Origin of the sequence: Marinomonas atlantica, from assembly GCF_001639725.1 — a bacterium.
In the GTDB taxonomy this organism is placed as follows: domain Bacteria; phylum Pseudomonadota; class Gammaproteobacteria; order Pseudomonadales; family Marinomonadaceae; genus Marinomonas; species Marinomonas atlantica.
Genome location: NZ_LTAW01000004.1, coordinates 374,187 through 386,697, shown reverse-complemented (window position 1 = coordinate 386,697; position 12,511 = coordinate 374,187). Strand labels below are relative to the sequence as shown.

Annotated in this window: 6 protein-coding genes; all 6 read right to left on the bottom strand. The window is 47.4% G+C overall.

Features of this window, described 5'->3' with window-relative positions:
• Position 1: 1 nt before the first annotated feature.
• The 6 genes from pbpC to AYW75_RS09340 all read right to left on the bottom strand — a co-directional run bounded on the left by pbpC (position 2) and on the right by AYW75_RS09340 (position 12,444).
• On the bottom strand, positions 2-2,272 hold the full coding sequence (gene pbpC, locus AYW75_RS09365) for a penicillin-binding protein 1C (RefSeq protein WP_067098638.1): 2,271 nt from the start codon (positions 2,270-2,272) through the stop codon (positions 2-4).
• Positions 2,269-7,176, bottom strand: coding sequence for an alpha-2-macroglobulin family protein (locus AYW75_RS09360; protein WP_067098635.1), 4,908 nt, complete (start codon positions 7,174-7,176; stop codon positions 2,269-2,271). Before AYW75_RS09360 ends, pbpC begins: the two co-directional genes overlap by 4 nt.
• A 116-nt stretch (positions 7,177-7,292) precedes the next feature.
• On the bottom strand, positions 7,293-8,102 hold the full coding sequence (locus AYW75_RS09355; protein WP_082856463.1) for an ArsA family ATPase: 810 nt from the start codon (positions 8,100-8,102) through the stop codon (positions 7,293-7,295).
• Positions 8,103-8,179: 77 nt separating this feature from the next.
• Positions 8,180-9,592, bottom strand: a complete 1,413-nt coding sequence (locus tag AYW75_RS09350) for a DEAD/DEAH box helicase (RefSeq protein ID WP_067098629.1) — start codon at positions 9,590-9,592, stop codon at positions 8,180-8,182.
• Positions 9,593-9,751: 159 nt separating this feature from the next.
• The gene (msrA, locus tag AYW75_RS09345) at positions 9,752-10,363 is read right to left on the bottom strand and encodes a peptide-methionine (S)-S-oxide reductase MsrA (RefSeq protein WP_067098626.1); all 612 of its coding nucleotides are present in this window, start codon (positions 10,361-10,363) and stop codon (positions 9,752-9,754) included.
• A 44-nt stretch (positions 10,364-10,407) separates the two neighbouring features.
• Positions 10,408-12,444 carry an NADPH-dependent 2,4-dienoyl-CoA reductase gene (locus tag AYW75_RS09340; protein ID WP_067098623.1) on the bottom strand — a complete coding sequence of 679 codons (2,037 nt, stop codon included), beginning with the start codon at positions 12,442-12,444 and terminating at the stop codon, positions 10,408-10,410.
• Positions 12,445-12,511 lie beyond the last annotated feature (67 nt).

Here is a 12,511-nt window from a genome sequence, read left to right as displayed (position 1 = left end):
CTCAATGGCTTGCTTGAACATCAAAATGCCGTGATTCTACTTGGCCTTTTCGATCTGCTACTACTAACTGATGCGATCCTAATGGCGGCACGAAGTGCCAGCTACGATCACTAATTGGTTGCAAAACACCATCTAAATACCAGAAAAACGGCCCCTCGCCGCCTGATACACTGAGCTTAAGAGACAACTTTCCATCTTGCGTAAATCGTTGACCTGACTCCACCCCCTGTAGACTAAGACCGGCTTGCAAAGGCGGCTCACCATTAAGTTGACAGCGAGGGTCTAGAGCTGGAATACGTGATTCACGCCGGAATCCAGCTGCTAACCATGGTTCAAGCGGTGCAGGCCAAACACTTGTGTTGAAGGTATAAGTACCAATACCACTTGGTAAATTACAGGTAACCGGGACGCGCAACCCGAGATCTTGACTGAGCGTTAAATCGACAGAAGGCGACACAAATGCTTGCTCCTTTTGACGCGTACTGTACCAAGTAATCGGCATAGTATTGTCTAGCACCCAAGCAGAACGATGTTCATCACATATATCGCTAGCAAACCCCTGAGGCCAACAGATGTCTTTTTGCGTTACGGATATTGGTTTCGCTTCCAACATACCGCTTGACCCACCATGCAAACGCGTGACCTGACGTAATAAAGGCACGGCGGTTACACGACCATAATGTCCCGTTACGGGTAAATTATCTGGCCGTCCAATCCAAACCCCGACCGTATATTGACCTGTGACGGCGATCGCCCACGCATCACGATAACCATAACTGGTACCCGTTTTAATGGCCATATTTTGATCGCCCTTCATTACGTTACGTATAATCCAAGCGGCCCCCTCACTCAGCATAGTCTTGGTCTGAGATGGATCGGATACCTGATAGCGCAGTGATTGACGTTTACCTTGATTACCAAATGCTGTGTAGGCGCTAACTATGTCCTCTAGTCGCATACCAGTGCCACCCAACGCGATTGATAAATTGGGGCGCGCGCCATCCGGTAAAAACATGGGTAAATCTGCTTCACTAAAGGCTAAATACAAACGTGCTGCCCCTAACTGCTCTAACACCTGAACAGCGGGCATATTAAGACTGCTTCGTAATGCGTCACTGACTGCGACGGGGCCACGAAAACCGCCGTTAAAATTTTCCGGGCGGTAGTCGCCGAAGCTCAACGGTACATCCATTAATAAAGATTCACTGTGAATCAGGCCATCATCCAATGCTAAACCATAGATAAAGGGTTTTAGGGTGGAACCTGGAGAGCGTATCGCTTGGTTCATATCAACAAACCCAAATCGCTCGGTGGACGAAAAGTCCGCTGATCCGACATAGGCTTTCACTTTACCGGTGGTGTTTTCCACGACCAGTGTCGCCGCTGATACATGGCGGCCTATTCCGCTCACATGGCGTTTCACTAACCCTTCGACAGCACGCTGCCAACGCGGATTAATATAGGTTTCAATTTTGGCTGATTGGCTCAAATTCGCTAGCCTGCGTGCTAGCAAAGGCGCATGCATAGCGTGTTCTAACGGCAATACCGAAACCCTTTCTAAAATCGCATCGTCAAATCTTGCAGCATTCCAAACCCCTTGCTCGACCAAACGCTGCATAAGTTTATTGCGGGCTTGCAGTGCTCGTTCAGGGTGTCGATCGGGGCGGTAATAAGAAGGTGCTTGAGGCAAAATAGCCAGCAGTGCGGCTTGAGCGTCCGTTAACGACTCAGCGCCATAGCCAAAATAGTTCATTGAAGCCGTTTGTACGCCTTCTAAGGTGCCACCAAAAGGTGCGTGATTCACGTAATAGTTGAGAATGTCAGACTTGCTATAGTGTGCCTCTAGTTGCAAAGCACGCAGGACCTGCATCAGCTTTGCATATATAGATCGCTTAGCGTATTGAGGGTAACGTATTCGCGCCACTTGCATCGTCAGCGTCGAGCCGCCGGATACGATTTCACCGTTGCGCAACCATTGCCAACCTGCTCGCATGAGCGCTATTGGATTAACGCCGGGGTGCTGGAAGAAATACTGATCTTCGTAACCCACAAGCGCTTCGATATAGTTGCTCGACACGGCATTTAGCGACACAGGGTAACGCCAAACGCCTTGTCGATCTGCGAATGCACGCAACACCGAGCCGTCTTCAGCTAACACCACTCTACTTTGGTCACGAGAAGCCAAATCCACTGGCCAAAAGTAATCGAGACACAAAATCAGGCTCAGTAGGAAAATCACACCACCGAGCCCATATTGCAACAGCCTGGTCACGGTAAAGAAGGCACCACTGTTAAGATCGGTTGTGCTGCACTGCTGCCTTGCAGCGCAGGTCGGTACATATCTTCTGCGATCGCACTAGGTACTAGGTATTGCCCTGGCGTGACAGCTCGTAATAGATAGAAGAGTTTCACAGGCTTACCTTTCTCAAGTCGCAAGGCCGCAACGTATCGATCATCCTGATAAGAATCGTATTGCACTGGCGCACCGTACTCGAAATAGCGGTCTAGATTCACACTGCCAATCTGCAAGTCACCCAGCTGGACATTTGCGTTGTCTAAATTCTGATTTTCTGGCTCTAATCCAGCAGGTAGAAGATCGACGTACAGAGCATCATTTATGGACTCTTCAGTGGCCTCAAGTGTCGCGGCGGCAATCACAAGCTGCCCACTTTTTACTTGATCTAAATTTAGCATCTTGCCGTCTAAATTATAGTAATCACGAGTCACATGAATACCATGAGTAGACTGTTCAGGAGCCGATACAGGCGCACCTTGATACACAGCACTGACAAAAAGACGCTGATCGCCAGCTTTGACCGCTTTGAGTTGCCTCATATTTGTTTCATTGAGGCGATAACGTGCAGCGCGTTCTGTGGTAACCGCTTCCTCATTGGCATCCGTAAGCCATGTGAATTGGTACTCATCAGCGTCGGTCCATTGACTCGCAAGACGCAGTAATGCAATACGGTCCTGTGTACTCAGCCAACGACGCAGCTTTAGTGCCTCAAACAGCATTTGGTAGCGGCTACTTTCGTTACGCCCCATTTCCTCTGCCAAAATCAGCTTCAAGGTAAGATCGCGCAAGCTTGAACCGTAATCGCCATAATAACGTTGACTAGAACGCTCATATTGCCAAGCTTTAGCGTAGCTTTCATCAGCTCGATCATGATCTTTCAATCGATCAAACGCCGCAGCCAAATGCATCCAAGCCAATCCAGACTCGGACATTGCTTGATCTGAAACCTGATCCAGCAAACGACGCACGTCACTCAAACTGGCACTGTTGGCTTTTGCCAACACATAAGCCGAATATGCTCGATAACCAAACTCACTGTAACTTGGAGAATCACTCCAAGCGATGGTCTCTCCCTCTTGTTTTAAATAGGTGGTTAGCCGAGACAATGCGCGTTTCAATACGCCTTGATCCACCTCAAAGCCAGCTTTACGAGCATCAACCATCAACTCTGTTGCATAGACAGTTCCCCAGCGACTTTCTTCTGAGTTACGCTGCCAATAGCCGAAACTGCCATTTTCCTGCTGCTTTTTATAAAGTCGAACAAGCCCCTGCTCAAGTTGCTCTGCACGAAGTTCATTGGAAAACGCTTGATCCACTTGGCGGTTAACATCGCCTTGCAGTTGATAGTAATCGACCACCGCTTGGTCCATTAACAGCCATGGATACGTGCTGCTGGTCGTTTGTTCAAGGCAACCATAAGGGTACTGCAATAAATATTGTACATAGGCACTGACATTCAAAGCTGGACGATTGGACAAGGTCAAAAAGCCCGTCACGGTCTGTGATTGTAAATCCTCAAGATTAAAATCCGGCTGCCAACTTTGTCCCGCTAAAATCTCAGCGTAGCGGCTTCGGGTCGGCCAGCTATACGGGCTGCGAACGCCCAGTTTCCAATTGCGTGACACAGCAACACCATTGCCATTGCTGACCGTTAGATGGACACTGGCTTGACCTTGCTTTTGTCCGCCTTTAATGGGCAGCGTTAAGACTTTCTTTTCTCGATCCGAAAGGTCAATCGTCTGTGTTAATGCGTCTGCCATAAGAGGTCCGTCGACCCAAGCTTTCACCTCAAACGTTTGCTCAGTGCCCGACATATTACGCACATCAAACGTTAACTGAGAGGTGTCATCCATCGCTAAAAAACGTGGCATAGAGACTTGCGTGACCACTTTATCCGCGACAATGGTTTGCTGTGTGGCATTACCGTAACTGCGATCACCATATACAACCACCATCCACTCTAATCGTCCGTTGAAATTGGGAAGATCGAAACTTATTTCTGCCTTGCCTTTTTCGAAGGCAACTGGATGGCTAAAGTAAGACACAATTTGCACATCACTTTTCGGTTTTTCGCCACCACGTGTTAAGTCATCTTCGGCCGCCGCCCTCTCAAAAATATCGCCACCAAAACGCTGACGCACGGTGTCATAGCCAAGGTTATTGATGATGTCGTCATAGGTGTCGAATATATCCGTTTCGTAACGGCGCTGTCCATAAAAGTAACGCTGAGGATTCGGTGGTTTAAAGCCTGTTATATTGAGAACACCTCGATCGACTAACGCGACCGTAGCGTACAGCTTTTGACCCCCTAGCTGATCGATATTAGTCACCTCAATCTGCGCAGTGATCGCTTTATTTGGCTCCGTACGTTGAGGCACGTTAAGTACTATTTCTGCGATAGAGTCTTGACGTAATATCGGTAAATGCAGCACACCCAACGCTCTCTCAGGTGCCAATTCCGTGACTTGATCAGCCGCATTAAGTGCCAACAAGGTTACGTATACATCATGACGATTCCAATTCTCATCGATGTCGAGCGCTAAGGTATTTTCACCTTTTGCCAAGCTCACCATCTGGGTATGCAATACACCATCGGCAGACTCAACGGTCAGTCGAGCGTCCCCACCTATAGGCGACTCCACTAGTAGATTGGCTCTTTCACCCGGTGCGTAATGGTCTTGATCAAGCCCCATATCAATCTGTGTAGGCTTCATGCGATTAGAACGATTACCGCCGTACCACCAGCTACCAGTCGTTCTAAAATAATACCGAGCGACCGCACCCGATTTTGACTGGGCCTCTAAGTAGTATCGCCCCCAATCAAGTTGGTAATTTTGCTCAATGCCTGATTTCTCAGCCACCACATTACGTAAATCAACCAACGTTGATTCATCACTGTATTCGCGATACCAGCCACGACTGGCATCGTACTGCCAGTGATAATTCCAACCGTAACGATAGAGCTTCAATTGCAGATCATCTGTCACCGGCTGACCATCGGGGCTTACACTGCGCAACAAGAAGGTGACTTCCTGATCTTCATCGGCGGGCAAAGATGAAAGTGCCTTAATGCCGGGTAATTTATCATGGCCCGTCATACGAACAACTTTTTGGTGACGAGTAATAGGCCGACCACCACTTTCATAAACACTTGCCGAGACCGTTAAATCAAGAGGGACTGACGCCCCTTGCCAGCGATCAGGAATGTCTAGCACACCCGCACCTTGTTCATCCAAAGTAGTACGAGGGATGGTCATGCGGCGTTGCTTTGGCTCGTACCTTTCATCACCAAATACGGTCTCCGGGTACTCTTCAAATACCATCTGAGCTGCTTTCGCCGTGATGATCGCGTCGACTTGATTACCCGACGCAGGCGCGCCATATAAATAATCGGCTTGAATAGGAATGGTCAAAGCATCAGGTTGCACCCGTCGCTGCACCGAGCGATCGCCATCATAAAATTGCAATGCCAACATTTCTGGCATGAAATCTTCTACTTTGAAGCGATAAGATTGATGGAGCTGCAGTCCTTCAGAGGTCACTTGTAAGGTCCATGTGCCCATGGCCGCATTCTCTGACAGCTGATGTTCGAATTCGATGAGACCGGTATCGTCTGCTTGACGCATTTGACGTAGAACTTCTTGCCCTTGCGCATCGAGCAGTACCAATTGCAATGGTTGGTCTCGCATTTTTTGGCCATCGTAATCGCGCAGTAACACATTCACATTAAGCGTTTCGCCGGGTCGATAAAGATCTCTCGGGCCGTATAAAAAAGCTTGGGCACTTTGATGGCGTATATTGCTGTTATTAAATTCGGAAAGGTCTAAACCGTTGTATTCTAAGTTTAAAAAAGCAACTTCCTCGCCTTGGGTGGCAATAACGTGCTCGGGGGCTTTATCAAACACATGTTGGTAAACCCCTGACTGATCTGTTCTCCCCCGCTTTGAGGCGCGTTTTTTATCTCGATAAATAAACTCTAATTCTATATCCGCCCGTGGTGAGGCCGTTTTGATTGAGTGCGTAAAGGCTATTAACTGCTGATCCAAACGACGTACCTGCAGCCCAATATCTGTCAAGGCAAAAAACGTGGTGGCATAGGAATAGTCAAACTGACGAGGATCTTTAGCGACTGCGACAAAAATACCTTGGTCATACTTGTTTACCACTGAGGAGATATCTAGATTGACTGTGCGGCGCTGATTAACACGCGCTTCGACCGGAAAGAATGCGGTGTGTACTAATTCAGACGATTGGCGCAAGGTATCCAAATTATAATAATCTACATTGCCCTCAAAACCTTGCGAGTTATATAGCTGGTTTAAAAAGGCGCGCTGATCCGTAACTCGAAAAACTTGTAGCTGGACTTCAGGCACATTTATGACAGAAACAGGTAAACCGCCAGCCAAGTCAGCATTAATAAAATTACCCTGGCCAGAGAAATTAACCGATGCATCATAGGCTTTTGTTGTCAGGGTGCGTGTCAAAGGGAAGTCGGGCTCAGATTTTTCCTCTACATTAGGTTCATAGAGACTTAAACGAGCACCAGATTGGGCTTGCAAACGTTTCGACACATTTACTTCGTAGGTAGTACTGGCGTCCACAAAAGGCAACACCCACGTTTTTCCATCCTCTGTAATCCAACGGCTGCCTTGTTCAGGTTCAGGCGTAAGTGACACATAAGACGATAAGTGGGTATTGGATCTAATGGATTGAGTAAACGTCAACTGTAAAGCGGGAGCTTGATCGTAACTGACTTCTGAAAAGCCCGTTAGATAGTAAGGCGTCGCTGCGCTAGCCTCATCGAGGTTAAAACAAAGTAGTAATAAACCAAATAACACAGCACGCAATCCTTGCGCGCTCCCTGCTTGTTTAGCCTGCATAATCATTCCCTAGCATTCTAGTAAAGTGTCCACTGAATGCTAAGCTCATTCTTTGAAGAAAGCGATTACACCGTCTAATTTTTTACGTAAACTTTGCAACCAATGATGAATTCACATTACAGCCCCGTAGTCTCCAGCAGTACAGCCGTTGTCTGTAGCGGACCAATACCATGAATATCCGTTTCCATAAGTGGTAAGTAGTAATGTACGCAATCGGTAAACCGTTGCTCAATCGTGTTTAAGTATTTTTGCTCAACTACACGCCGTTGAGCAAAAAACTCACCAGCGTCATCAGCAGGTAATACACGGTTAACTACGATACCAAACAAGGGGATGGCATTTTCTTTATACGTTTGAAAAATACGTTTAGAGGCGCAAGTAGCACGTTTATCTGGCGTAATCGCCAGTAATAAGGCTGTATTTTCTACGTCTTGAAAACGTTTTAGGCTACGCTGATAAAAAGAACCCTGTTCATGAAGCGAACCCGACTCATCTTGATTAGAGGTGTTGTTGAGCAAACGTAAAGCATAGTCACTCGGCGCCCAATCAAGAATAATCGTGTCATAGTACTCTTCCGCGTCGTCTATCAGTCGACCAATACGTTCCAGTACCGCAATTTCTATCAATTCAGGCGACCACTCAGAGAGCGGCTTTTGCTGAGCAAAGCCACCTTCAGTATACGTTTTTACGGCCGCACTCGGGGCAATTTCCAAAGCATGAACGCCAGCACACACCGCAGCACCTGCTTCCCCTATTTGCCAATCAAAAGCATCGCTTAAACTGTTTGCTGAATCGACTGATATCACTAATACACGTTGTCCTCGACGGGACAATAACAAAGCCAGAGCTGCGGCAAGCGTGGTTTTCCCTACGCCATGGTGCCCACCAATTAAAATCAAACGCTTATCTGTAATAGATGACATCATGGCCTCAATTCATTTCTTAACTACAAGCTGCAACTCAACTGTACGAATTCTTTGGCGCTGACCACACTTACCGAATATTAAGACGTCTTACTCGGAGCACGATTCTGAGAGCGGCTACGATTCGGAGTACGCTTCGGTGCATCACCAGACTCAGTTTGCGGTTTTGGTCTGCGCGCGGCAGGTTTCGAAGCGTTCTGACCCTCAGCAGGCTTTCTGTCTTGTGGTCTTCGCGAAGGCGCACGCTTTGTATCAGACGATGGCGCTCGATTAGAGCCTTGCTCTGGCGATTGCGACTTCGGTTTCTTAGGCTTTTTCGGCTTACTTGGACGTGTATCCAATTTTGATTCTGGTAATGGCTGAGACGGTTTGAATTTCGCTTCAACACTTCGCGGAATCAGCTCACCGATGACACGTTCAATAGCAAACAACTCTTTGACATCTTCACCAGTCACAAATGACACAGCATGGCCTGTTTCACCAGCACGGCCAGTACGACCGATACGATGCACATAATCTTCAGGCACTTTAGGCAAATCAAAATTCACAACATACGGCAGTTGATTAATATCAATACCACGCGCAGCAATGTCCGTTGCGACCAGCACTTTCACATCACCTGACTTAAAATCAGCCAATGCTTTTGTACGAGCTCCTTGACTCTTATTACCATGAATCGCCGCTGCTCCAATACCGGTGCCATTTAACGCCGTTGCGATACGGTTTGCACCGTGTTTGGTTTTCGAGAAAACCAACACCTGACGCCAACCTTCTTGCTTGATCAAATGCGTCAGCAACTTCAGCTTATTGGCCTTATCGACCTCAAAGACTTGATGGGTAATGGACGTAGCTTTGGTATTCGCTGGGGATACAGAGACTTCAGCAGGATCATTCACCATACGCGCAGCCAATTCTTTAATTTGCGCTGAGAATGTCGCTGAGAACAGCAATGTCTGACGCTTAGGTGGTAACAACGCCATGATGCGTTTTAAATCATGAATAAAGCCCATATCCAACATGCGATCGGCTTCATCCAATACCAAAATCTCAATCTGATTCAGTTTCAGAGCATTTTGGTTATGCAGATCCAACAAACGCCCTGGTGTTGCAACCAATACGTCTACACCGCCACGCAGTCGTTGCATTTGCGGGTTAATTTTCACACCGCCGTAAACCACAGCGCTTTTCAAAGGTAGATGTGAACTGTACAAAGCAACGTTATCGGCCACTTGCTGAGCCAACTCACGAGTCGGCGTCAAAACCAATGCGCGTACCTGATTGTTACGGGCGCTACTACCTTTCAACAGGTTCTGTAACATGGGCAATGTAAAGCCCGCTGTTTTACCTGTACCGGTTTGCGCAGCCGCCATAAGATCTCGACCTGACAGCACCACTGGAATGGCTTGCTCCTGAATAGGGCTTGGAGTGCTGTACCCCTTTTCAGCTAAGGCTTTCAATATACGGGGATCTAGGCCAAGTGACTCAAAATTCATAGATATTCTCAATTGATACAAAGGCGCGAAGCTTAACCTTTGTGGGCAAAATATGCGAAGGATTTTGAAAATGATTAGGCATTGATTGGTCGCTTAATAGCCAAAACTGCCAGCCTTGCAGTAAGCCAAGAAATGACTCACTCGCAAGGACTCAGTCACTTAATGGTATTGATCGCTTGCCACGTCTCCCCAGAGCTCTTCGACACGGCTATCACGACCACAATTAAAGCGATAAAACTTGTAACGCAGACTGTTTTTCAAATAGTAGTCTTGATGATAGTCTTCTGCTAAATAGAAGGTTTTAGCGGGCATAATTTGCGTGACAATTTTGGCGTCAAAGGGCTTATCCATAATCGCTTGGTTAAGAGATGCTTCAAATACATCTTTTTGCGCTTCAGACTGAAAGAACAACCCCGTGCGGTAGGGCTCGCCCTTGTCACAGAACTGACCTTTAGCATCCGTCGGATCAATGGTGCGCCAATAATAATCCGTCAGTTCTCGCAAACTTACAATGTCATCGTCAAAAGTAATTCTGACCGCTTCATAATGTCCGGTTTTTTTACCCGATACTTGCTGGTAAGTTGGGTTAGCAACATGGCCTCCGGTGTAACCAGATACCACATCGGTCACCCCATCAATGGCTTCAAAATCTGATTCGATACACCAGAAGCAACCTCCGGCGGCAATCATTGTCTGCTCCGCAGCGGATGCTGTCGGCGTTAGTATAACTGCGCCAACTAGTATGGCACTGCTTAAAATTGTACGTTTCATGTTCTGTCCTCACATGCTTGCAAGCCTTGCAAGAACAGCGTTCACTACAAGCTTGCGGCTATTTTGGTTCCTTGAGCAATGGCTCGTTTGGCATCTAACTCTTTCGCCACATCGGCTCCGCCGATTAAAGTGTACGGCTTATCTAATCCTTCACATAAGCGACGATCTGAATCCTGACCCGCACACACAATAATTGTGTCAACCTCTAAACAGATCTCTTCACCATCACGCGCTAACCAAAGACCTTGGTCATCGATATGAGAGTAATTACAGCTAGAAAGCATCTTAACACCATGCTTATTGAGCTGCGCTCGATGTATCCAGCCGGTCGTTTTACCCAATTTGGCGCCCACTTTCGACGATTTTCGTTGTAACAAATAAATTGTACGACGTGGCGATGCGCTTAGTTCATTTTGCTGGCTATGGTCATTAAGACCGCCGCGATGCTGCAACGTTTGGTCAATTCCCCACTCTTCAGAAAATTCGGTGTCCGTCTGGACACGCTTATCTTCTCCTAATAGGAATTCAGCGGTATCAAAGCCAATACCACCAGCGCCAATAATCGCAACCCGCTGGCCTACAACGACGCGCCCTTTCAGCACATCTAAATAGGAAACCACTTTCGAATGCTCGATACCCTTAATATCAGGTGTTCTAGGACGAATGCCCGAAGCAATCAAAACATGGTCAGCGTTCGATTCATTGAGTGATTGAACATTGGCGTTAGTATTTAGACGTAGCGTCACGCCCAAATCTTTCAGTTGATGCGTAAAATATCTTAATGTCTCACTAAACTCAGACTTTCCGGGGATGGTCTTCGCCACATTAAACTGTCCGCCAATGCGATCATTGGCGTCGATCAAGGTCACTCTATGTCCCCGTTTCGCAGCGGTGGTCGCTGCCGCAAGACCTGCTGGCCCTGCACCAATCACGGTAATATTCCGAGGCTCTTCTGTCGGCGTAATCAGTAATTCTGTTTCATGACAGGCTTGTGGGTTCACTAAACAACTGGCGATTTTGCCTTCGAACACATGATCTAAACAGGCTTGATTACAAGCAATGCAGGTATTGATCGATTCACTTTGCTGGGACTGAGCTTTATGGACAAAGTCGGGGTCTGCTAGAAACGGTCGTGCCATAGACACCATATCTGCTTGGCCTTCTGCCAGTACCTGCTCAGCAACCTCTGGCGTATTGATACGATTCGTTGCAACCACGGGAATAGTAAAAGCCTCTTTGAAATATTCAGTCACCCACGCAAACCCTGCTCTGGGCACACACGTCGCAATGGTTGGAATACGGGCTTCATGCCAACCAATCCCAGTATTGATAATACTGGCACCCACCTTCTCAACTGCTTGCCCAAGTGTTATTACCTCGTCTACGCTCGAGCCACCTTCGACCAAATCCAACATAGATAGCCGGAAAATAATGATGAAATCTGTCCCCACCGTTTGGCGGATACGCTCTACAATGGCCACTGGCAAGCGAATACGATTCACATATTCTCCCCCCCAATTATCGTCACGCTGATTGGTGCGTTGACAGACAAATTGGTTAAGTAAGTATCCCTCGGAGGCCATTACCTCAATACCGTCATAGCCCGCTTGCTGAGCGAATACGGCCATATTCACAAAGTCATTAATTTGTTTTTCGATGGTTTCGTCGGTTAACTCGTGGGGTGTAAATTGATTAATTGGCGCTTGGATAGCAGAGGGTGCCACTAAGTTTGGATGGAATGCGTAGCGGCCCGTATGAAGAATCTGTAAGCAGATCTTACCGTCTTCTCGATGTACCGCTTCAGTTACCTTTTGATGGACCTCTAATCGAGGTGGATGATAGGGAAATGGATAAGGAGAGCCTTCAGCATTGGGGCTATAGCCTCCAGTCACGATTAACCCAACCCCGCCACGAGCACGCGCGCTATAGAAAGCGGCTAACCGATCCCCATCTTGGTCAACCTCTTCTAGCCCCGTATGCATGGAGCCCATTAAAAAGCGGTTTTTCAATGTGGTAAATCCAAGGTCTAACGGAGTAAAGCTGTGTGGATACGCTTTGTTTTTGTTATTTGGGTGTGACATTCACGACGCTCCAGTGTGATCCATTATCATCACTTCATCATGGCAAAACCTTGGTTTTCTTCATATA

What these genes read in the sequence shown, in the direction of transcription:
- AYW75_RS09360 (WP_067098635.1), bottom strand. Translation starts at nt 7,176, where the DNA reads ATGCAGGCTAAACAAGCAGGGAGCGCGCAAGGATTGCGTGCTGTGTTA.
- AYW75_RS09355 (WP_082856463.1), bottom strand. Translation starts at nt 8,102, where the DNA reads ATGATGTCATCTATTACAGATAAGCGTTTGATTTTAATTGGTGGGCAC.
- AYW75_RS09350 (WP_067098629.1), bottom strand. Translation starts at nt 9,592, where the DNA reads ATGAATTTTGAGTCACTTGGCCTAGATCCCCGTATATTGAAAGCCTTA.
- msrA (WP_067098626.1), bottom strand. Translation starts at nt 10,363, where the DNA reads ATGAAACGTACAATTTTAAGCAGTGCCATACTAGTTGGCGCAGTTATA.
- AYW75_RS09340 (WP_067098623.1), bottom strand. Translation starts at nt 12,444, where the DNA reads ATGTCACACCCAAATAACAAAAACAAAGCGTATCCACACAGCTTTACT.